Annotated in this window: 17 protein-coding genes; 12 read left to right on the forward strand and 5 right to left on the reverse strand. The window is 64.8% G+C overall.

What is annotated here, in order from left to right; all coding sequences use genetic code 11:
* The first annotated feature begins 196 nt into the window (after positions 1-196).
* The 5 genes from ABID26_RS02580 (at position 197) to ABID26_RS02600 (ending at position 3,892) form a co-directional block, all read left to right on the forward strand.
* Positions 197-349, forward strand: a complete 153-nt coding sequence (locus tag ABID26_RS02580; RefSeq protein ID WP_189350201.1) for a hypothetical protein — start codon at positions 197-199, stop codon at positions 347-349.
* A 32-nt stretch (positions 350-381) separates the two neighbouring features.
* Positions 382-576, forward strand: a complete 195-nt coding sequence (locus ABID26_RS02585) for a hypothetical protein (protein WP_126101246.1) — start codon at positions 382-384, stop codon at positions 574-576.
* 127 nt (positions 577-703) lie between these two features.
* A complete protein-coding gene (locus ABID26_RS02590; RefSeq protein ID WP_292301691.1) occupies positions 704-2,164 on the forward strand; it encodes an AMP nucleosidase in 1,461 nt (486 codons plus the stop codon).
* A gap of 227 nt (positions 2,165-2,391) precedes the next feature.
* Positions 2,392-3,402 (forward strand): endonuclease/exonuclease/phosphatase family protein, encoded by a 1,011-nt coding sequence (locus tag ABID26_RS02595; protein WP_292301714.1) that lies wholly within the window; start codon positions 2,392-2,394, stop codon positions 3,400-3,402.
* Positions 3,403-3,469: 67 nt separating this feature from the next.
* Positions 3,470-3,892, forward strand: a complete 423-nt coding sequence (locus ABID26_RS02600; RefSeq protein WP_292339265.1) for a hypothetical protein — start codon at positions 3,470-3,472, stop codon at positions 3,890-3,892.
* Between the two features lie 31 nt (positions 3,893-3,923).
* On the opposite strand, the gene ABID26_RS02605 is transcribed toward ABID26_RS02600, so the two are convergent.
* Together ABID26_RS02605 and ABID26_RS02610 are read right to left on the reverse strand one after the other, a co-directional pair.
* Positions 3,924-4,517 carry a DUF922 domain-containing Zn-dependent protease gene (locus ABID26_RS02605; protein ID WP_292301695.1) on the reverse strand — a complete coding sequence of 198 codons (594 nt, stop codon included), beginning with the start codon at positions 4,515-4,517 and terminating at the stop codon, positions 3,924-3,926.
* A gap of 98 nt (positions 4,518-4,615) precedes the next feature.
* A complete protein-coding gene (locus tag ABID26_RS02610) occupies positions 4,616-6,295 on the reverse strand; it encodes an electron transfer flavoprotein-ubiquinone oxidoreductase (RefSeq protein ID WP_292301697.1) in 1,680 nt (559 codons plus the stop codon).
* A gap of 252 nt (positions 6,296-6,547) precedes the next feature.
* Between ABID26_RS02610 and ABID26_RS02615 the strand changes: the two genes are divergently transcribed.
* The 3 genes from ABID26_RS02615 (at position 6,548) to ABID26_RS02625 (ending at position 9,416) form a co-directional block, all read left to right on the forward strand.
* The gene (locus ABID26_RS02615; protein ID WP_292301699.1) at positions 6,548-7,186 is read left to right on the forward strand and encodes a hypothetical protein; all 639 of its coding nucleotides are present in this window, start codon (positions 6,548-6,550) and stop codon (positions 7,184-7,186) included.
* Positions 7,187-7,439: 253 nt separating this feature from the next.
* Complete coding sequence (locus tag ABID26_RS02620; RefSeq protein WP_292301701.1) at positions 7,440-8,369, forward strand: uracil-DNA glycosylase; 930 nt, start codon at positions 7,440-7,442, stop codon at positions 8,367-8,369.
* 234 nt (positions 8,370-8,603) lie between these two features.
* Complete coding sequence (locus ABID26_RS02625) at positions 8,604-9,416, forward strand: helix-turn-helix domain-containing protein (protein WP_292301703.1); 813 nt, start codon at positions 8,604-8,606, stop codon at positions 9,414-9,416.
* A 2-nt stretch (positions 9,417-9,418) separates the two neighbouring features.
* On the opposite strand, the gene ABID26_RS02630 is transcribed toward ABID26_RS02625, so the two are convergent.
* Complete coding sequence (locus ABID26_RS02630) at positions 9,419-10,366, reverse strand: DMT family transporter (RefSeq protein ID WP_292301706.1); 948 nt, start codon at positions 10,364-10,366, stop codon at positions 9,419-9,421.
* Between the two features lie 152 nt (positions 10,367-10,518).
* On the opposite strand from ABID26_RS02630, the gene pepN reads away from it, so the two are divergent.
* The 4 genes from pepN to ABID26_RS02650 all read left to right on the forward strand — a co-directional run bounded on the left by pepN (position 10,519) and on the right by ABID26_RS02650 (position 16,556).
* Complete coding sequence (pepN, locus tag ABID26_RS02635; protein ID WP_292301708.1) at positions 10,519-13,164, forward strand: aminopeptidase N; 2,646 nt, start codon at positions 10,519-10,521, stop codon at positions 13,162-13,164.
* A 297-nt stretch (positions 13,165-13,461) separates the two neighbouring features.
* On the forward strand, positions 13,462-15,780 hold the full coding sequence (locus ABID26_RS02640) for a PAS domain-containing sensor histidine kinase (protein WP_292298164.1): 2,319 nt from the start codon (positions 13,462-13,464) through the stop codon (positions 15,778-15,780).
* 81 nt (positions 15,781-15,861) lie between these two features.
* On the forward strand, positions 15,862-16,122 hold the full coding sequence (locus ABID26_RS02645; protein WP_292298163.1) for a type II toxin-antitoxin system prevent-host-death family antitoxin: 261 nt from the start codon (positions 15,862-15,864) through the stop codon (positions 16,120-16,122).
* Positions 16,119-16,556: a type II toxin-antitoxin system PemK/MazF family toxin gene (locus ABID26_RS02650; RefSeq protein ID WP_292298162.1), complete on the forward strand. Its 438-nt coding sequence runs from the start codon at positions 16,119-16,121 to the stop codon at positions 16,554-16,556. Before ABID26_RS02645 ends, ABID26_RS02650 begins: the two co-directional genes overlap by 4 nt.
* Before the next feature lie 19 nt (positions 16,557-16,575).
* Here the strand turns inward: ABID26_RS02650 and ABID26_RS02655 are convergent, their stop codons facing one another.
* Positions 16,576-19,536 carry a bifunctional [glutamine synthetase] adenylyltransferase/[glutamine synthetase]-adenylyl-L-tyrosine phosphorylase gene (locus ABID26_RS02655; RefSeq protein ID WP_435528540.1) on the reverse strand — a complete coding sequence of 987 codons (2,961 nt, stop codon included), beginning with the start codon at positions 19,534-19,536 and terminating at the stop codon, positions 16,576-16,578.
* 11 nt (positions 19,537-19,547) lie between these two features.
* A complete protein-coding gene (locus ABID26_RS02660) occupies positions 19,548-21,017 on the reverse strand; it encodes a sensor histidine kinase (RefSeq protein WP_292339275.1) in 1,470 nt (489 codons plus the stop codon).
* Between the last annotated feature and the right edge of the window lie 8 nt (positions 21,018-21,025).

Raw genomic sequence — 21,025 nt, forward strand, 5'->3', positions numbered from 1 at the left:
AATGACGATGTGAAACGGGGCCCGTGCGGCCCCGTTTTGTTTTCGAGCCTGTTCCGAGGGCGCGTTGTCGGGCGCGGCAATTGCCGGCGCCTGGCCGGCCAGCGCGTATCAATCAATTTGAACGGTAGATGAATACCGGTCTCAGAACCGGTTCAGAGGCATTCGGGCATTCTCCTCGCCATTGAAGGAGAGAGAAATGCTTGTCCGCCGCTTCACCATCGTCTGCCTGCTGATGAGCCTGTTCGGCATGGTCTTCGCCATCCTGGTGGCCGAAGCCGGCCGTCCCGCCCGTTCATCGGGGATGGCCGATACCTGCCGCCTGGACTGCATGAACCATTTCGACCGCTGAAACGACCAATACTCGAAACCGGAACGACCACCATGAACCGCATCACCACCAGCGCAATGAAGACCCTTCGGCTCCTGCCGCGGGCGATGCTCATCCTGATGCTGCTTGCCGCCCCGGTGCTGGCGGTGCCGATGATGCGCGCCGACACCGGCTCGATCATCGAGGCGCCGACGCCGAAGAAGGCAGGCATCGGCTTCGTGCTGCTGGTGAGCCTGCAGCGCGGCTGACACGATCGAAGAAAAATACGCCGCAGGGCAAGCTTCGCACCCGCCTCCCCCTCCCAAGCGCTGTTCCAAATCCCTATATTGGGCCATGGAAAAGCGAATCTACCCCCAAGCCATCGAATCGGTCGTCATGCCGGAGCCTTTCGGCAGGCAGAGCTTCGACGACGCCAAGAAGGCGGTCGCGGCGTTGCAGATGCTCTACGACCGCAACACCAAATTCCTGCGCGATTCCTTCGCCAAGCTCGCCGCCGGCGGCGACGAGAGCAAGCGCTACCGCGCCTTCTATCCGCAGATCGGCGTCACCACGACCTCGTTCACCCAGATCGACTCGCGCCAGGCCTACGGCCATATGCCGACGCCCGGGCATTTCGCCACCACGATCACCCAGCCGCAGCTGTTCGAGAACTATCTCGTCGAACAGCTTCGGCTCATCATGCGCAATCACGGCGTGCAGGTGACAGTGTCGGAATCGACAACGCCGATCCCGCTGCATTTCGCCTTCCTGGAAGGCACCTATGTCGACGGCACGGCTGCCGAGCGCATCAAGCGGCCGATCCGCGACCTGTTCGACGTGCCGGACCTCGACGGTACCGACGACCAGATCGCCAACGGGACCTTTGAGGTGGCGTTCGGCGAGCCGAGGCCGCTGGCGCCGTTCACCGCGCAGCGCATCGATTATTCGCTGCACCGCATGACGCACTACACGGCGACCAGTCCGCAGCATTTCCAGAATTTCGTGCTGTTCACCAACTACCAGTTCTACATCGACGAGTTCGTGGCGCGGGCCCGCGACCTGATGGAGAAAGGCGGTGGCGGCTATACCGAATTCGTCGAGCCGGGCAATCTGGTGACAAAGGCCAGGGCCGGCGCAGCGACCGAAGGCACACCGCCGCAACGCCTACCGCAGATGCCGGCCTATCACCTGAAGAAGCCGGGCCATGGCGGCATCACCATGGTCAATATCGGCATCGGCCCTTCCAACGCCAAGACCATCACCGACCATATCGCGGTGCTTCGGCCGCATGCGTGGGTGATGCTCGGCCACTGCGCCGGGCTGCGCAACACGCAGGCGCTGGGCGACTATGTGCTGGCGCATGCCTATGTGCGCGAGGACCACGTGCTGGACGACGACCTGCCGGTCTGGGTGCCGATCCCGCCGCTGGCCGAGATCCAGGTGGCGCTGCAAGAAGCGGTGGCCGAGGTAACCGGGCTTTCGGGTTACGACCTCAAGCGCATCATGCGCACCGGCACCGTCGCCACCATCGACAACCGCAACTGGGAACTGCGCGACCAGCGCGGCCCGGTGCAACGCCTGTCGCAGTCCCGGGCGATTGCGCTCGACATGGAATCGGCGACGATCGCCGCCAACGGCTTCCGCTTCCGCGTGCCCTACGGCACGCTGCTGTGCGTTTCCGACAAGCCGCTGCATGGCGAATTGAAGCTGCCCGGCATGGCGACCGAGTTCTATAAACGCCAGGTGGCGCAGCACCTCACCATCGGCATCAGGGCGATGGAGAAGCTGGCCGAAATGCCGATGGAGCGGCTGCATTCGCGCAAGCTCAGAAGTTTTTCAGAAACGGCCTTCCAGTAGCCGCCACGACTGCCAGGGCCCTATCTGGTTTTTGCGCAATTCCGGACGGAAACCGCCACGCACTTTTCCTGGAATTGCTTCAACGAGGCAATTCGTCGTCTTGCTCGGGCCGCAATTTGGCCGATAAGCAGGCAGAGCGAGATGAGGTCTTATCTTGCTCCAAACAGATTGCCGGCGGCATTCGGCAGACCAAGACCGAGATGACAACAGGCGGCGCGCACTCGAACATGACGGCTGGGGTGGCATTCCTGGCGATGATCGCACTCTCGGCCGCGCTGCTGGCCGGGTTCTTCGGCGCGCTGCATCCGGCCCTCGATTCCTTCTCGCATTTCCGCATTCATCTCAGCGTGCTTACGGCGCTGCTGGCGATACCGCTGCTTGGAGGCTCCTACCGGCTACAGGCGGCAGCGGTGCTGCTCTTTGCCATTGCCTGCTTCGCCACGACGACAAGCGCGCTGCCCAGGCTGTGGCCGCAGCAGGCGGTCGCCAGACCCGCCGATCGCATCGTCTACACCCTGCTGCAGATGAATTTGCGCTTCGACAATCCGACGCCGAAGAAGGTGCTGTCGCTGATCGGCCGGACCAATCCCGATGTGATCACCCTCGACGAGGTGTCGGGGATGTGGACGACCGAGCTTGGCTATATCACCGGCGCCTATCCCTACCGCATCCTCTGCCCCTACCCCAACGGCGTATTCGGCGTCGCGCTGCTGTCGCGACGGCCCTTTGCCGCCGGCACCGCGCCGCATTGCGAGCCGCGCGGCGCGATGGCGACCGCGACGATCGATTTCGGCGGAACCGGCGTCGACGTCGCAGCAATCCATTTGAGCTGGCCCTGGCCGCTCGAGCAGTACTGGCAGATCGGCGAGCTGGCGGAGCCGCTCGCCGCGCTCGGCGAAACCGCGATCATGGCCGGCGACTGTAACGCCGTGCCCTGGAGCGCGGCGGTGCGGCGCGTCGCTTCGCTTGGCAAGCTGACGGTGATGCCGTCGGCCGGGCCGACCTGGATCCACCGGAAGCTGCCCGATTTCCTGCGGCGCTTTGCCGGCCTGCCGATCGACCAGGTGTTCAGCAAGGGCGCGGTGACGATCCATTCGGCGACGCGGCTGGAAGACACCGGCTCGGACCATCTGGGGGTGCTGGTCGAGTTCTCGCTGCGGCCCGACGACAGGGAGCCCAAGGACGAGCACGAGACGGCGCTGGCGTCGAGTGGCTCATCTACCGGTCCACGCGGCTGAACTGGCTTCGCGCTGGTTCTCCAGGACGATAACCTGGCATTACTTGCGCGGCTGCTCGAAATTGTCCATGAATCGAAATGGAACAACTGGGGGTGGCACTATGGCAAAAATGAAACCAATGAATTGGCTTGGCGTGTCTTCGATGGCGATCTTTCTGCTGGCATCGATTGCACCGTCGCATGCCGAATCCTATTCGAACCTGCAGACCGGCGGGTACAAGACAAGCAAGCTGACGCGCGGCGCATCAGGCGCGCTGGGCTGGATCGTTTCCAACAGCGAGAAGAAATTCTTCTGCCGGATGCGCGTCGGAGCTGCCTATGTCGGCAAGACCGGCATGGTAGGCTTCACCTCCTCAGGCCGGCAAATCTCAGTGAACCGGAAAGTGTATGAGCAGCGCGTTGGGTTCGATCCGACCTTGCCGCAGCTCTCGGATCTGAAGGCCGGGAGGCCCAATGCGCGCGACGTCGGTGCCTGCGCCCCTGCGAAATAGCCTGCGATCCGGTTGAAAGGCGCCTCTGGGCCTATTTCCCCATCAAAGCCGCGATCAGATGCTCGACATGGCCGCCGTCGCGGTGCTCGCGGGCATCGAAGGCATTCTGCCTGGCTTCGTATTCGGCATAGGTGGCCTGGATGCGTTGGCGCGCCTCGCGGCGCGTCTTGTAGCAGTAAGGATCGTCCGCGACCTTGAGACCGACAATCGACCGCTCGGTGGCGCGCATCATTTGCCTGGCGATGCGGCCATGGGTTTCCTCATGGGCGCGCACGCCGGTGAAGAAGCGGTTCCAGCGCTTCTTCAGCGCCGGCGTCGCCGGCGAAGCGACGCGCGGAAAGGTGTAGAAGAGATTGAGCGTGCCGTTTGCCCGCTTGAGCCGGCACGAGCCTTTGTCCTGGATGACGCCGAGCTCCCAGTCGACTGTGTAGGCAGTCTGGGCGATGGCATGCGTCATGAAGCCGTGCTTGGGGCCTTTGCCGTCCATGGCCTCGATGAGCGCCGCGCCGGAATTGCCCGCAATGTCGTAGCTGCGCGTCTGGACCAGCACCCTGGTGCCGGCCGAGGCCTGCGGCGCACACAGCGCGCCGATGGCGGCAAGGCATGTCAGAACTGCCAAGCGCATGGCCGTCTCCTCCCTATCCTTGAGGAAAGGAAACACAAGCCGGCTGCGGTTTCAACGGCCTTGAGGTTGCGCCGTCGCAACCTATTCCGCACGCAACGCTACATACCCTGATAGACTGGCCCTTCGCCGCCTTGTGGCGGCACCCAGTTGATGTTCCGGTTCGGGTCCTTGATGTCGCAGGTCTTGCAGTGGACGCAGTTCTGCGCGTTGATGACGAAGCGCACGTCCTTGGCGGACGGATCGGCGGCGGCATTGCCATCCTTGTCGACCCATTCATATACGGCGGCCGGGCAGTAGCGGGTCGAGGGGCCGGCGAAGACGTCGTGCTCGGAGCGCTGTTGCAGGCCCATGTCGCCGACGATGAGATGCACAGGCTCGTTTTCCTCGTGGTTGGTGTTGGACAAAAACACCGAGGAGAGCCGGTCGAAGGTCAGCACGCCATCCGGCTTCGGATAGGCGATCTTCTGATGCTTGGAGGCCGGCTCGAGCGTCGCATAGTCGGCCTTGCCGTGCTTCAGCGTGCCGAAGGGCGAGAAGCCGAACAGCGTGTTCAGCCACATGTCGAGACCACCGATGCCGACGCCGACGATGGTGCCGAAGCGCGACCACAACGGCTTGACGTTGCGCACTTTCTTCAGGTCCTTGCCGATGTCGCTGCCGCGCCAGGCTCCCTCATAGGAGGTCAACTCATCGTTGGCCCTGCCGGCAGCGATGGCGTTCGCGACATGCTCGGCCGCCAGCATGCCGGACAGCACCGCATTGTGCGAGCCCTTGATGCGCGGCACGTTGACGAAGCCGGCGGCGCAGCCCATCAGCACGCCGCCCGGGAACGAAAGCTTCGGCACCGACTGCCAGCCGCCTTCGGTGATGGCGCGGGCGCCATAGCCAATGCGCTTGGCGCCCTCGAAGGTGCCTTTGATCGCCGGATGCGTCTTGAAGCGCTGGAACTCCTCGAAGGGCGAGAGCCAGGGGTTCTTGTAGTTGAGGTGGACGACGAAGCCGACCGCCACCTGGTTGTCCTCCAGATGGTAGAGGAAGGAGCCGCCGCCGGTCTTCATGTCGAGCGGCCAGCCGAAGGAATGCTGCACCAGCCCCGGCTTGTGGTTCTCCGGCTTGACCTGCCAGAGTTCCTTGAGGCCGATGCCGTACTTGCCGGGCTCGCGGCCTTCGGAAAGTTTGTATTTGGCGATCAGCTGCTTGGCCAAAGAGCCGCGCGCGCCTTCGCCGATCAGCACATACTTGCCCATCAGCGCCATTCCCGGCGCATAGGCCGGGCCGTGCGTGCCGTCCTTCTCGACGCCCATGTCGCCGGTGATGACGCCGGTGACGGCACCCGCCTCGTTGTAGACGAGGTTCACCGCGGCGAAGCCTGGATAGATCTCGACGCCGAGCGCCTCGGCCTTGGTCGCCAGCCAGCGGCAGACATTGCCGAGCGAGACGATATAGTTGCCGTGGTTGTTCATCAGCGGCGGCATCAGGAAGTTGGGCAGGCGGAACGAGCCGGCGGGGCCAAGCACCAGGAAATGATCGTCGGTGACCGGCGTCTTGAACGGATGGTCCCCCTCCTCGCGCCATCCCGGCAGAAGACGGTCGATGCCGATCGGGTCGACGACGGCGCCGGACAGGATGTGGGCGCCGACCTCGCCGCCCTTTTCCAGCACGACGACGGAAAGCTCGGGGTTGAGCTGCTTCAGACGGATCGCCGCGGCAAGGCCGGCCGGACCGGCGCCGACGATCACCACGTCGAATTCCATGCTCTCGCGTTCGATCTCGCTCATGTGCCCCTCGCTGGCTCGCCATGTTTTCGCATTCTGCTGGCTCACGCGCTGCATAGCGCATCAATTCGCGACGCGAAACCGGTGCTATCGTGACAAAGCCGATTTCGACAAAAAGTCGCGGTTTTCAGGCTATGCGAGCCCGTTCGATCAGGCCAGGCAAAGCATCCGACAGGGCCAGCCGATTGGATTGGGAGCCACCGGGCGCATGTTTTTAATTGTTCGATGGCTTGCTTATCGGCAATACTTCACCCCATGCGCACTCCCAAGCCATCCGGCTTTCCATTGAAGCGCTTACTCTTCACGCCCGGCGGGCTTTGCCGCGCGGTTCTTCCGCTCCTCTTCCTGAGCGTTCCGGCGCAAGCCGATCCGCAGAAGGTATGGGTGGCCGGCGCCTATTCCTTTTCCGACGAACTTGGCGGCTTCCGCATTACCGGCGCTTCCGGGATCGGCACCAAGGACGACCCACTGGTCATCACCGAGGAGCTGAATTCGGCGACGCCGGTGACGCTGACCATTCGAGCCACCAGGCCGATCGAGGCTTTTGGCAAGGCGGGCGATGTCGCCAACGGCATCATGTACATGCGCATCGACGTGCTGAACAACAGCGCGCTCCCCTGGGTGGAATTCCAGTTCGAGCTGCAAGAGATCCTCGACCAGCCGAGCGTGTTCGGCGACGGCCTGTCCTTCGACCAGCGCAACAAGACGCCGGACAATATCTGGTCGAGCAACTTCGCCGATTTTGATCGCGCCTTCGAACCTTACGACCGGCTGCTGTTCAGGAACGGCAAGGTCGACCCGCTGAAGACAGCGACCTTCGATTTCCTCATCACCGACTACACGCCGCGCTGGACGTTTTATCTGGTGCAGGATCCGCGCATACCGACGGGGTGATCTGGATAAATGGTGCGCCCCTTGGAGATTGGCGAAATCGTCGGAACGCGTAATCTCCGCCCTCGAGGGGGAGATGGCCGGCAGGCCAGAAGGGGTCCTCGCGCGTAAAGCGCCAACCCGCCCTGCCGCCCCCTTGGCGTCGCGTCCGGTCGAACCGACCCCCTCTGTCGCCTTCGGCGACATCTCCCCGTCAAGGGGGGAGATTGCTGTCACGGCGGTTGCAAATCATCGCCGCGCGGACGATGGTGGCGCCATGACTGCCGCCTCCCCCAACAACCCGATCGATATCGCCGAGCTGTTGGCCTTCTATGCCAGCGCCGGCGTCGACGAGCCGCTCGAGGACACGCCCGTCAACCGGTTCGCGGAGGCCCGGCCAAAGCAGACCGAGCGCGCACCGGCGCAGGCCGCACCCGTCCGTGAAAGCAGGCCTCCGGAAAGACATGCATCTCAGCCAAGTCTCGGCTCGGGCCGGGTACCGGAGCGGCCGGCGCCTCCGCCCGGATTGGACGCGAGCCATGTGCCCGATGCGCCGGCGCGCACGATGCCGGCAACTGCCGCGGTGCCCGACGAGGGACAGGTGCTGCTCGCGCGGCAACTCGCGGCAAGCGCTGCGACGCTCGATGAATTGCGCCAGCACATGGCTGCCTTCGACGGCTGCAACCTCAAATTCACCGCCAAGAACCTGGTCTTCGCCGACGGCAATCCGAACGCCGACCTGATGCTGGTCGGCGAGGCGCCGGGCCGCGACGAAGACCTCGAGGGCCTGCCATTCGTCGGCCGCTCCGGCCGTCTGCTCGACCGGATGCTCTCGGCAATCGGTCTCGACCGGACCTCGGCCTATATCGCCAACGTCATCCCATGGCGGCCGCCGGGCAACCGCACGCCGACGCCGCACGAGACCGAGATCTGCCGCCCCTTCATCGAAAGGCAGATCGAGCTGGTCAATCCGAAGGTGCTGGTCAATCTCGGCGGACCGTCGGCCAAGACGCTGCTCAACACCACCGAGGGGATCCTGCGGCTGCGCGGCAACTGGCGCGTCCACACCACAGCGTCGGGCATCGTCATTCCCGCCATGCCGACGCTGCACCCGGCCTATCTGCTTCGGACGCCGGCGCATAAAAAGCTGGCCTGGCGGGATTTTCTCGAGGTGAAGGCGAAGCTGAGGGAGTTGGCGATTGGCTGATCTCCCCCCTCGAGGGGGAGATGCCGCCGAAGGCGACAGAGGGGGTCGCCTCGCGTGGAGCGCCGGCGCCATTTAGCGTCGAGGCGGTTGAGGCGACCCCCTCTGGCCTGCCGGCCATCTCCCCCCTCAAGGAGGAGATTCCTGCGTCACCGCTTTCGCCAATCTCCTACGAGGGTGCTACCTATAACCTCCCAGGTAATTGAAACGGGACGCCTCTCGCCCTACTCATCCCCCATGACCACATCCGAAATCTCCGCCGGCAGCCTGATCCGCGAATGGCGCACGCGCCGGCGCATGAGCCAGCTCGACCTCGCCATGGAGGCCGATATCTCGCAGCGGCATCTCTCCTTCGTCGAAAGCGGCCGCGCCCAGCCGTCGCGCGAGATGGTGCTGCATCTTGCCGAGCAGCTCTCTATTCCGCTGCGCCAGCGCAATCAGCTCCTGTTGGCCGCCGGCTTCGCGCCGAGCTTCAGCGAAAGGCCTCTGACCGATGCGACGCTGGCGCCGGCGCTTGCCGCGGTCGAGACGGTGCTTCGAGGCCACGAACCCTTCCCTGCGCTTGCGGTCGATCGGCACTGGAACCTGGTTTCCGCCAACGCCGCAATCGGCCCGTTCCTGGCCGACGTTTCCGAGCCGTCGCTGCTCAAACCGCCGGTCAATGTGCTCAGGCTCAGCCTGCATCCCGGCGGCGTCGCGCCGCGCATCGTCAACCTGGCGGAATGGCGGGCGCATCTGCTCGACCGCCTCAAGCACCAGAACGACGCCAGCGGCGACCCGGTGCTGATCGAGCTGGAACGCGAGCTGCGTGGCTATCCGTCCGGCCTGAAGAGCAGCCGGCCGGCGCCGGTCGAGCCGAGCGGCATCGTGCATCCGCTCAGGCTCGCGCATGGCGACGCTGTGCTTTCCTTCATCAGCACGATCACGGTGTTCGGCACACCGCTCGACGTTACACTGTCGGAACTGGCGATCGAATCCTTCTTCCCGGCCGATGAGCAGACCCGGACGGTTCTGGTGCGGCTGGCGAAGGAGCGGGCGGCCGCTTCGTAGACTTACCCCTGCGGCGGCGTGGCCCGCCTCGTCCGCGTGCGCTCCAGGCCCAGTTGCCGTTCGCGCCAGATGATGAAGATGCCGGCGGCCACCACGATGACGCCGCCTACAAGCGTGTTGAACGACGTCACGTCGCCGAAGACGAAATAGCCGACGACGACGCCGAGGATCATCGAGGTGTATTCGAAAGGCGCCACGACGGAAGCCTCCGCGTGGCGGTAGGCAGCCGTCATCAGGATCTGGCCGAGCCCGCCGCAGAAGCCGGCCACGACAAGCAGCGCGGCTTGCATCGGTGTCAGCGCCTGCCAGCCGAAAGGTAAAGTGAACAGCGCCAGCACGCTCGCCGTCGAGGAGAACCACAGCACGATGGTCGCCGTCTTCTCGGTCTGCACGAGATTGCGCACCAGAAGCATCGCGACGGCCGAGATCGCCGCTGCGATCAGCGCAGCCATGACGCCCAGCACTTCCTGGTCGTCGAGCGCCTCGTCGGAATTCAACAGCGTCAGTTCCGGCCAGGAGACGATGAGCACGCCGACGAGACCGACGGCGACCGCGCTCCAGCGATAGACGCGGATCGTCTCGCCGAGGAAAACGGAGGAGAACACCACGACCAGCAGCGGCTGGGCGTAGTTCAGCGTGATCGCCTCCGGCAGCGGCAGCCTGGTCAGCGCGAAGAAGCCGAGCCCCATGGCGCCGACGCCGACGATGCCGCGCGCTATGTGGTTGAACGGCCGTTTCGTCGTGAAGGCCGTGGCCAGCTGCCCCTTGAAGGCCAGGAAAGCGACGATCGGGAAGATGGCGAAGAACGAGCGGAAGAAGACGATCTGCCCGGCGGGCACGTCGCCGGCCGCCTTGATGCTGGTCTGCATGCTGACGAAGACCGCCACGGAGACGATCTTCAGCGCAATGCCGCGCAGCGTGTCGTGGCCGACGGCGTGATCGACGGTCATCTTGCCTCGTGACGATGGTCGGAAACGAAGCCCAGAAATAGACCCCTGCGCAGTTTTGTCGAGTGACCGTTTCGTGTAAAGAGCGCGAACTTCAAAATTCTTAGGCCAGCAACAGCCGCTGTCCGCTTAAAATCGACAGGAAAACCAACGGAATGCGCACCGATACCGGCCATGTCTTCAAACTCGAAGACTACCGTCCCAGCGACTATCTCATTCCGAAGACCAGCCTCGATTTCCGCCTGTCACCGGATGCCACGCGCGTCACTGCCTTGCTCACCGTCGAGCGGCGCGGAGGCGTCGCCACATCCGCGCCGCTGGTGCTCGACGGCGACGGCTTGACGCTGCTCGGCGTTGCCATCGACGGGCATGCGCTCGCGCCAGCCGACTACCTGGCGACGCCGGACCAACTGACCATCCCGAAGCCGCCGGCGGCGCCGCGCTTCGAGCTGCGTCTCGAGACCGAGATCGCGCCATCCAGCAACGAGGCGCTGATGGGCCTCTATCGCTCCAGCAACGTCTATTGCACGCAATGTGAGGCCGAAGGCTTTCGCCGCATCACCTATTTCCTCGACCGGCCGGACATCCTCTCCGTCTACACCGTGCGCATCGAGGCGCCCCACAACGAGGCGCCGCTTTTGCTTTCCAACGGCAACCCGGTTGAAAGCGGCGTGTTCGCCGATGGCCGGCACTTCGCCGTCTGGCACGATCCTTTCCCGAAACCTTCCTATCTCTTCGCGCTGGTGGCGGGCGCGCTCGGCAAGGTGGCGGGCAGCTTCACCACCCTATCCGGCCGCGAGGTCGAGCTCGGCATCTTTGTCGAGCCCGGCAAGGAGCGGCTCGCCGGCTACGCCATGGATGCGCTGAAGCGCTCGATGAAGTGGGACGAGGAAGCCTTCGGCCGCGAGTACGACCTCGACGTCTTCAACATCGTCGCCGTCTCCGACTTCAACATGGGCGCGATGGAGAACAAGGGCCTCAACATCTTCAACGACAAATATGTGCTGGCCGACGAGGAGACCGCGACCGACGCCGATTTCGCCAATATCGAAGCGATCATCGCGCATGAATATTTCCACAATTGGACCGGCAACAGAATCACTTGCCGCGACTGGTTCCAGCTTTGCCTGAAGGAAGGGCTGACGGTTTACCGCGACCACGAATTCTCCGCCGACCAGCGCTCGCGCGCGGTGAAACGCATCGCCGAGGTGCGCACGCTGCGCGCGCACCAATTCCCCGAGGACCAGGGGCCGCTGGCGCATCCGGTCAGGCCGCGCCGCTACCGCGAGATCAACAACTTCTATACGGCGACCGTCTACGAGAAAGGCTCGGAAGTGGTGCGCATGATCCGCACCATCTTGGGCCCGGAGGTTTTCCGCGCCGGCATGGACCTCTATTTCGAGCGGCATGACGGCGAGGCGGCGACGATCGAAGACTTCCTCAAGGTGTTCGAGGACGTCTCGGGGCGCGACCTCGCGCAGTTCGCGCTTTGGTACCACCAGGCCGGCACGCCGAACCTGACGGTCAGTTCCTCCTACAATGCCGCGGCCAAGGCGTTCACGCTGGAGATCGAGCAGTCGGTGCCGCCGACGCCGTCGGAAAGCCGCAAGCGGCTGATGCATATTCCGCTGGCCTTCGGTCTGGTCGGCGCCGGCGGCAAGCCCATAGCCTGGACAACGGTCGAAGGTGCGACGGTCGAGGACGGCGTCATCCACATCCGCAAGCGTCGGCATACGGTGCGCTTCTCAGGCGTCAGCGAGCGGCCTTCGGTGTCGCTCAACCGCGGCTTCTCGGCGCCGATCACGCTCTCGGTGCAGCAGAAGGCCGACGACCAGCTCTTCCTCGCAAGCCATGACAGCGACTCCTTCGCGCGCTGGCAGGCGTTCAACACGCTACTCACCGACGTGCTGATCGCGGCCTTCCGCCAGGTGCTTGGCGGCAAGCAGCCTGCCTTTACGGTGAAGCTTGCCGAGCTAGCGGGCAGGATTGCCGGCGACGAGGCGCTCGAGCCGGCCTATCGCGCCTTGGCGCTGTCGCTGCCGAGCGAAGCCGACATTGCCCGCGAGATCGGCAAAGGGATCGACCCCGACGCCATCTTCGGCGCGCGCGAGGCGCTGGCGCTGGCGATAGCTGCGGCAAACCGCGAGTCCTTCGAAGCGCTTTATCTGGGCCTCGCCGATAACGGCCCATTCACCCCGGACGCAGCGAGCGCCGGACGGAGGGCGCTGCGCAACATCCTGCTCGATTATCTGTCGCTGCTGCCGGAAGGCGCGGCGCTCGCGGCAACACATTTCCACTCGGCCACCAACATGACCGACCGCGCGGCGGCGCTCACGGTTCTCGCGCATCGCCACGCCGGCTCTCGCCAAGCGCAGGAAGCGCTCGCCGGCTTCGAAGCGCGCTATCGCGGCGATGCGCTGGTGCTCGACAAATGGTTCCTGATCCAGGCCGGCGTGCCCGGGCCACAGACCGTCGACAAGGTGCGCGCGCTGATGCAGCACCCCGCATTCTCGATCGCCAACCCGAACCGGGTGCGCTCGCTGATCGGCACCTTCTCCAGTGCCAACCAGACCGGCTTCCACGGCGCCGACGGCCAGGGCTACCGCTTCTTCGCCGAGACGGTGCTGGAAGTCGAGAAGCGCAACCCCCAGGTGGCGGCAAGGCTGGCGACGGCGCTCAGGTCCTGGCGCTCGCTGGAGCCGGTCCGGCAGGACAAGGCAAGGCAGGCGCTGCTGCAGATTGCGAATGCCGAGAACCTGTCGGCCGATCTGCGGGATATCGTGGAACGGACGCTGGCGTAGCGCCTCTCCTTCTCCCCTTGTGGGAGAAGGTGTCGCCGAAGGCGACGGATGAGGGGTGCTCCAGGGAACGCCAGCGTTTCACTCCGCTGGAACACCCCTCATCCGTCTCGGCGCTACCGCGCCGATCCACCTTCTCCCACAAGGGGAGAAGGAAAAAGCGACGAATTTCAATCAACTTTTAATCTTTTTTGCGCGCGCCTCTGGACAAGGCGAATCACCTTTGATTCCTTACTGACGATTCGGGCGTGCGGCGTAGCCGGATCGTCAAGTATGCGGCAAAATCGGGGAGTGCCATTTATGGCCAAGACGGACGCGTGGGGCGCGCCCGGAGGGAAGGCTTTTGCGCGTCGCGAGGCAAGGGGCGACGGGCTTTCCGGCAACGCGCGTCTGATCGCGGAGCCCGCCTACCAGCGGCTGCTGGCGGCGGAGCCCTTGCTGCGCCGCTCGATACCGGCGCTGATTATCGTCTTCCTGATCGTCATCGCAGCACTTCGTTTCCTGTCGCTGGTGAACGACCGCGACGAGGTTGAACGTGACGCCAAGGCGCTGCTGGCCTTAGCCGCTGGCCAGATAGCGCAGTCGATCGCCGCCGACCCGAACGCAGCCGGCGCCAATGCGATGGATCTTCTCGAGAACACCAGCCGCCAGGCCGCCATGGGCAGCAGCCATGTGCTGGCCATCACCGACGGCGCCTTCAAGATCATCGCCGTGTCGCCATTGTCGACGGGCTGGCAGGGGCGTTCGCTGGACGGCCTGGTGCTCGGCGGCCAGCCGCTGTTCATGTTCGGCGACCGCGCCGGCGTTATGGATGTCAGCATCGGCGGGAAGGATTGGTTTGCTGCCGTCAGTTTCACAGGCGACCGCAAGAACGCCGCGGCGGTGCTGGTTCCCAAGGAGGCGGTGTTCGAGAGCTGGCGCAAGACGGTCTCGCTCAATGTCACCCTGTTCGTGCTGACGGCCGGCGTGCTGATCGTCATCCTCTATGCCTATTTCGGCCAGGCGGCGCGCGCCCAGGCAGCCGACCGCATCTATCTCGAAGCACATCAGCGCATCGACATGGCGCTGGTGCGCGGCCGCTGCGGGCTGTGGGATTGGGACATGGTGCGCGGCAAGATGTACTGGTCGCGCTCGATGTACGACATGCTGGGCTACGAGCCCTGCGATACGATGCTGTCGTTCGGCGAGGTCGACGAGATCATCCATCCCGACGACGGCGATCTCTTCGAGCTCGCCAACCGCATCGTCGAACGCGAGATCGACCATATCGACCAGGTGTTCCGCATGCGCCATGCCGACGGGCAGTGGGTGTGGATGCGCGCCCGCGCCCAGGTGATCGACCCGGAGGCACCGGAGATCCAGCTGATCGGCATCGCCGTCGATGTCACCGAGCAGCGCCACCTGGCGCTGCGCTCGGAAGCGGCGGACATGCGGCTCAGGACCGCGATCGAGAACATCAACGAGTCCTTCGTGCTGTGGGATGCCGCCGAGCGGCTGATCATGTGCAATTCCAAATTCCAGAAGGACAACGGGCTCTCTGACCGCGACGTGGTGCCGGGCGCGACCCGCGACATGCTGGAGGAGCGCATGCTCGCCTTCGCCTCGGAGCGCAGGCTCGCCAATGCCAACGGTCCGCATGGCGGCGTCACGCTGGAGCGCCAGCTTGCCGACGGCCGCTGGCTCCAGGTTAACGAGCTCAGAACCCGCGACGGCGGCATCGTCTCGGTCGGCTCCGACATCACCCAGATCAAGCTGCACCAGGAAAAGCTGGTCGACAGCGAGCGGCGCCTGATGGCGACGATCCACGACCTCAGCCTTGCGCGGCGCGCCGAGGAAGAACGCGCCAAGGAACTGGTCGAACTCAACCGCAAATACATGAAGGAGACGGAGCGCGCCGAGGCGGCCAACCGGGCGAAGTCCGAATTCCTCGCCAACATGTCGCATGAATTGCGCACGCCGCTCAACGCCATCATCGGCTTTTCCGAGCTGATGGAACAGCGCCTGTTCGGACCGCTCGGCTCGCCGCGCTACGAGGAATATGCCGCCGATATCAACGGCAGCGGCAAATATCTGCTCGGCGTCATCAACGACATACTCGACATGTCGAAGATCGAGGCCGGCCAGTTCTCGATGGAGAGCGAGGAGATCGACCTCTGCCCGCTGATCAAGGAGACGGTTCGCGTCATCTCGCTGCAGGCGGCGGAAAAGTCGATCACGGTGGAGACGCGCATCGCCGACTCGATGCGGCTCTTTGCCGACCGGCGCGCGATCAAGCAGATCGCCATCAATCTCCTCTCCAACGCGGTGAAGTTCACTGGACAGGGCGGCAGGATCACGGTCCGGGCGCGCAGCGCCTCGGGCGCGCTGGTTCTCACCATCGAGGACAATGGCTGCGGTATCCCGAAGCAGGCGCTGAGCAAGCTCGGGCGACCGTTCGAGCAGGTGCAGAACCAGTTCTCCAAGAACCATACAGGCTCGGGCCTCGGGCTGGCGATTTCACGCTCGCTCGCGGAGTTGCAGGGCGGCGCGCTGAAGATCCGCTCGACCGAAGGCGTCGGCACCATCGTGTCGGTGCGCATCCCGCTGAAGAAGTCGCCGCCCGTGAAAGCAGCGGCCTGAGCGATCGAGGCCGTTCCAACTCGACCTCCGTCTTGAAAAAGTTATCTATTTTATCTATTTTGGATAAAGAGGTGACTGTCCATGCGCGTAACATCAACGGAATTCCAACAAAATGTCGGACGTTTTCAGGATGCCGCTCAGCGGGCGCCGGTTGCGATAACGAAGAATGGCCGGACCCACACCGTCCTCCTCTCGGCGGCAATGTTCGAAGTGCTGGTCAAGGGACGGGTCGCCCGCCCCGTCGAGGAGCTTGACGACGAGACGCTGAGAGCTATCGCCGCAAGCGCGGTACCATCCCAGTTCGATGAGCTGGATGAAATGCTCAAAGACTGGACACCGTGAGCCTGCCCAAGCCTGTTCCCGGCCTGGTGATTTCCTATTCCTACCTCTGGTCGGACGAACACAAAACAGGCGTTGAAGAGGGTCGCAAGAACCGGCCCTGCGCCATTGTCGCCGCGCGTAGGATCGTGGAAGGGCACGAGATCGTGACGGTGGTTCCGATCACGCATTCCGCTCCGGCCGATCCTCGCGATGCCATCGAGATGCCCGCGGCTCTCAAAGCTCACCTTGGGCTTGACGACACGCCGTCATGGGTCGTGGTGAGCGAAACCAACGATTTCCTCTGGCCGGGTCCCGACCTCAGACCCATCCCGGGACGCAGCTCCTCCCGCTTCCACTATGGCATGCTGCCGCCACGCTTCTACGCCTACCTGCGTGATCGGCTCCTGCAAGCGCATGCGCGCCGCAGGCTCCGCCGTGTTCAACGCACCGAATAATCGCGCGACTTCACGGCTCCTAGCGCGCCGGCGCTCCCGCACGAAGCAGAAGGTCGAAATCGTTGCGGACCTTCCGCGACGTCTCCTTGAGATGCGCCTCCAACACACCGAAATCCGGAAGGTCGGTGACCGCCAGAAGCAGATCCGAAAGCCCCGGCGGGACATCGTCGCGCTGAAACTCACCGGTGAGGCAAAGCCTGATCATCTGGGTCAATGCCATATAGAGCCGCCAGGCCTCGCAAAGTTCCTGCCTGACATCGGCTGTCGCGAATTGCGGCGCCAGCCGCGCCAGCACATCCGCCGTCGCGGTCACCCGACGGCCGGGCTCGATATTGCCGGTGATGACGGCGACCTGGGCGATGAACTCGAGGTCGATGAGGCCGCCCGGGATCAGCTTGATGTCCCAGAGGTCGCGCGGCGGCTTCTCCTTCTCGATCAGCGCCCGCATCTCCGATGCTTCCGCCTTCACCTTGGCGCCGTCGCGCGGCTGGGCGAGCACCGCCGCGACATCCCCTTCGACTTCGGCGCAGAGTTCGGCATCGCCGCCGATCGCCCGGGCTCTGGCCAGCGCCATGTGCTCCCAGGTCCAGGCGTCCTGGCGCTGATATTTCTTGAACGCGTCGACATGGGTGGCGACCGGCCCCTTGTTGCCAGAGGGGCGCAAGCGGAGGTCGAGCTCGTAAAGTACGCCTTCGGCCGTGGGCGCCGAGACGGCGGCGATCAACCGCTGTGTCATTCGGGTGTAGTAATGCGACGGCGCCAGCGGTTTCTCGCCGTCGGACTCCTCCGCGTCCGCGTCGTGGTCGTAGAGCAGGATGAGGTCGACGTCGGATCCCGCTGTGAGCTCGCGGCTGCCGAGCTTGCCCATGCCGAGCAGCGCCACCCTGGCCCCGGCAATCCTGCCATGGCGCAGCGCGAACTCGGCAGTCACCGCTTGAAGCGCCGCCTCGATGGTGAGATCCGCGAGGTCGGAGAAGGCGCGGCCGGCGCGCGCGGGATCGATCGAGCCGGCCAGCAGGCGCACGCCGATCAGGAATTTCTGCTCGGAGGCGAAGATGCGCAGCCGGTCGAGCACATCCTCATAGGCGCGGTCGCCCTCGATGAAGGCCGCAAGCCGCGCCGAAAGATAGGCGCGATCCGGCAGTTCGGTAAGCAGCGCAGGATCGAGCAGGCCGTCGAAGACATGCGGGCGGCGCGTGATGATGGCGGCGAGCCGCGGCGCGCCACCCATGATCGTCGCCATCAGCTTGAGCAGCGCAGGGTTCGACTGCAGCAGCGAGAACAGCTGAATGCCGGCCGGCAGGCCGGCAAGGAACTCGTCGAAGCGCATCAGCGCTTCGTCGGCACGGCGCGTCTGGCCGAAGGCTTTCAAGAGCGCCGGAGTCAGCTCCGTCAGCCGCTCGCGCGCTTCGGCCGACTGGGTGACGCGGTAGCGGCCGAAATGCCAGCCGCGGATGACGCGGCAGATGTCGCTCGGGCGTTGGAAGCCGAGGCCATGCAAGGTCCGCAGCGTGTCGGGGTCGTCGACATCGCCGGTGAAGACCAGGTTGCCGATGCCGGCCGACAGTTCGGGCGCCGTCTCGAACAAGGCCGCATAGTGACGCTCGACCTGCTGCAGCGAAGCGCGGAAGGTTTTCGCGAATTCCGCCTCGTCCGCAAAATCGAGCATCAGCGCGATGCGCTCCAGCTCCTCGTCATCCTCCGGCAGAATATGCGTCTGCTCGTCGGCCACCATCTGGATGGCGTGCTCGACACGGCGCAGGAACCAGTATTGCCGGGTGAGCGCGTCGCGCGCATCGGCGGTGATCCAGCCGCGCGCGGCGAGCGCGCCAAGCATCGGCACCGTCTCGCGGCCGCGCAATTCCGGGAAGCGGCCGCCGGCAATGAGCTGCTGGGTCTGGACGAAGAACTCGATCTCGCGGATGCCGCCCCGGCCGAGCTTGACGTTGTGACCCTTGACCGCGATCTCGCCATGGCCCTTGTGGGCGTGGATCTGGCGCTTGATCGAATGGACGTCGGCGATCGCGGCATAGTCCATGTATTTGCGCCAGACATAGGGCTGCAATTCCTTGAGGAAGGCGGCCCCCGCGGCAAGGTCGCCCGCAACCGGCCGCGCCTTGATCATTGCGGCGCGCTCCCAGTTCTGGCCGCGCGCTTCGTAGTAGCGAAGCGCTGCCTCGACCGGGATCGCCAGCGGCGTCGAGCCGGGATCGGGACGGAGCCTCAGATCGGTGCGGAAGACATAGCCGTGCTCGGTGCGGTCCTGCAGGATACGCACGAGGCGGCGGGTGAGGCGCGAGAACAGCTCCGTCGCGTCGAGCGGATCGGTGACAGCCGGCGCCTCCGGATCGAAGAAGACGACGAGGTCGATGTCGGAGGAGAAATTCAGCTCATGCGCGCCGAGCTTACCCATGCCGAGCAGGATCCAGCCCGAGCCGTGCGCAGGGGATTTGGGATCGGGCAGCTTGAGCTTGCCCTGCCCGTGCGCGTCGAGCAGCAGAAAATCGACGGCGGCGCGCGTTGAGGCATCGGCAAGGTCGCTGAGGCGGCGCACCGTCAGCGCGGTTTCGGCCTCGCCGGAAAGGTCGGCGAGCGCGATCAGGAAATGCGCCTCGGCCTTGAATTGCCTGAGCGCCATCATCAGGCTCGTTTCCGAAACAGTCTCGGCCCGCGCCGCGAGATCGATCGCCTCGCCGATGTCGCTGAGCCGCGCTTCGATCGTCTGGTCGAACAGCACGTCGAGAATGGCCGGCCGGCGGCGGGCCATATCGCGCAGGAACGGCGACAGGTCGAAGATGGCGGCGAGCAGATCCTGCAGCGGCCCCTTGCCCGCGAGGAATGCGGCGAGACGCGCAAGGCCGTCTTCCTCTGCTGCGTCCGCGACCTCGGACAATTCCCGCCGGACATGGTCGCCATCCAGCGGGCGAAGCGCCAGCGTCGGGCGAAGTTGCCATCCGGTTTCGATCTTTTTCTTTGCCATCCTCGCCGCCATCAATGCGTGTCCCGTGACGGGAAACTCATGACTACGGACAATCCGGGATTGGCGGGCAGAAGATCAAGTCTGCCGTTGTGGAAAGTCATGATCGCCTTGGCGAGGCTGAGGCCGAGGCCCGAGCCCGGCTGCGAGCGGCTCTTTTCCAGCCGCACGAAGCGCTCGGTGGCTCTCGCGCGGTCGGCATCGTCGGGAATGCCGTGGCCGTTGTCGGAAACGGCGAGCTTGAACTCGCCGCCGGCATGCTCCAGCGTGACGCGCACTTTCGGGCTCTCGGCCGCGCCGGTCGAGTATTTGATCGCGTTGTCGACGATGTTCGACAGCGCCTGTCCGATCAGCTCGCGGTTGCCGTTTATGGTGATGGCTTCCGGCACCGTGGCTTCCAGCACAACGCCCGCCTCCTCCGCTACCGGCTCGTAGAGCTCGACGACATCGCTCACCGTGGCGGCGAGGTCGACCGGGCCGGCCGTCTCGGAGGAATAACCTGCCTCCAGCCGCGAGATCATCAGGATGGCGTTGAACGTCTTGATGAGCTGGTCGGATTCGGCAATCGTGCCCTCCAGCGCCTGGCGGTAGTCGGTCGTCTTGTGCTTGCCGGCAAGTGTGGCCTCGGCGCGGTTGCGCAGCCTGGTCAGCGGCGTCTTCAGGTCATGGGCGATGTTGTCGGAGACCTGCTTCAGCCCCTCGTTCAGCATGGCGATGCGGGCGAGCATGGTGTTGAGGTTTTCCGACAGGCGGTCGAATTCGTCGCCGGCGCCGGTCACCGGCAGGCGTCCGCCGAGGTCGCCGCCCATGATGCGGCGGCTCGCCTCCGAGACGCTGTCGATGCGCTTCAGCGCCGCGCGCCCGACGAAGAACCAGATCAAGAGCCCGCCGAGCCCCATCATGCCCAGGGCCAGCATCAGCGAGCGGCGGATGACGGCGCGGAAGCGCTCGGGCTCGCCGAGGTCGCGGCCGACCAGCATGATCATCTGGTTGGGCAGTCTCAGCACCAGCGCGATTGCGTTGTGGCCCTTCTCGCCCTCGGATTGCGCGCCGCTTGTACCGGTCGAAGGCGCGGTCTGGTCTCCGCTGCGCAAGCGGTCGAGCTCGCCCTCGCCGAAGCGCTGGTAGGAAAAGGGCTCGGTGGTCCAACCCTCGGTCTCGATGACCCCAGGCTCCAGGCTCTGCACGTTGCCGGTCAGGATCTGGCCGTTGGCGTCGGCGATCAGATAGAGGTTGGCGCCGGGCTGGCGGGAACGGGCCTCGACGACGCGCACCAGCACCGGCAGACCACCACGCTGGTAGGCGCGAGCCAGGCCCAGCACCTCGTCGTTGATGGTCTCCTGGGTCTGCGCCGTCAGCATGCGCGCCGACAGCGACGTCATGTAGAAGACCAGCAGCACGGCGCAGAGCGCGAAAAGCAGAAGATAAAGCGCCGAAAGCCGGGCCGCCGTCGTCCTCATGATGGCCGGCAGGGAAAGAGCCATCTTGCTCC

The organism is Mesorhizobium shonense (genome assembly GCF_040545255.1).
Lineage (GTDB): Bacteria > Pseudomonadota > Alphaproteobacteria > Rhizobiales > Rhizobiaceae > Mesorhizobium > Mesorhizobium shonense.

Bases quoted from the DNA above. Each gene is read 5' to 3' on its own strand.
- ABID26_RS02610 (WP_292301697.1), bottom strand. From the start codon at position 6,295: ATGAGCGAGATCGAACGCGAGAGCATGGAATTCGACGTGGTGATCGTC.
- ABID26_RS02590 (WP_292301691.1), top strand. From the start codon at position 704: ATGCCGGAGCCTTTCGGCAGGCAGAGCTTCGACGACGCCAAGAAGGCG.
- ABID26_RS02645 (WP_292298163.1), top strand. From the start codon at position 15,862: ATGCGCGTAACATCAACGGAATTCCAACAAAATGTCGGACGTTTTCAG.
- ABID26_RS02620 (WP_292301701.1), top strand. From the start codon at position 7,440: ATGACTGCCGCCTCCCCCAACAACCCGATCGATATCGCCGAGCTGTTG.
- ABID26_RS02655 (WP_435528540.1), bottom strand. From the start codon at position 19,536: ATGGCAAAGAAAAAGATCGAAACCGGATGGCAACTTCGCCCGACGCTG.
- ABID26_RS02660 (WP_292339275.1), bottom strand. From the start codon at position 21,017: ATGGCTCTTTCCCTGCCGGCCATCATGAGGACGACGGCGGCCCGGCTT.
- pepN (WP_292301708.1), top strand. From the start codon at position 10,519: ATGCGCACCGATACCGGCCATGTCTTCAAACTCGAAGACTACCGTCCC.
- ABID26_RS02605 (WP_292301695.1), bottom strand. From the start codon at position 4,517: ATGCGCTTGGCAGTTCTGACATGCCTTGCCGCCATCGGCGCGCTGTGT.
- ABID26_RS02585 (WP_126101246.1), top strand. From the start codon at position 382: ATGAACCGCATCACCACCAGCGCAATGAAGACCCTTCGGCTCCTGCCG.
- ABID26_RS02625 (WP_292301703.1), top strand. From the start codon at position 8,604: ATGACCACATCCGAAATCTCCGCCGGCAGCCTGATCCGCGAATGGCGC.
- ABID26_RS02630 (WP_292301706.1), bottom strand. From the start codon at position 10,366: ATGACCGTCGATCACGCCGTCGGCCACGACACGCTGCGCGGCATTGCG.
- ABID26_RS02580 (WP_189350201.1), top strand. From the start codon at position 197: ATGCTTGTCCGCCGCTTCACCATCGTCTGCCTGCTGATGAGCCTGTTC.
- ABID26_RS02615 (WP_292301699.1), top strand. From the start codon at position 6,548: ATGCGCACTCCCAAGCCATCCGGCTTTCCATTGAAGCGCTTACTCTTC.
- ABID26_RS02595 (WP_292301714.1), top strand. From the start codon at position 2,392: ATGACGGCTGGGGTGGCATTCCTGGCGATGATCGCACTCTCGGCCGCG.
- ABID26_RS02600 (WP_292339265.1), top strand. From the start codon at position 3,470: ATGAATCGAAATGGAACAACTGGGGGTGGCACTATGGCAAAAATGAAA.
- ABID26_RS02640 (WP_292298164.1), top strand. From the start codon at position 13,462: ATGGCCAAGACGGACGCGTGGGGCGCGCCCGGAGGGAAGGCTTTTGCG.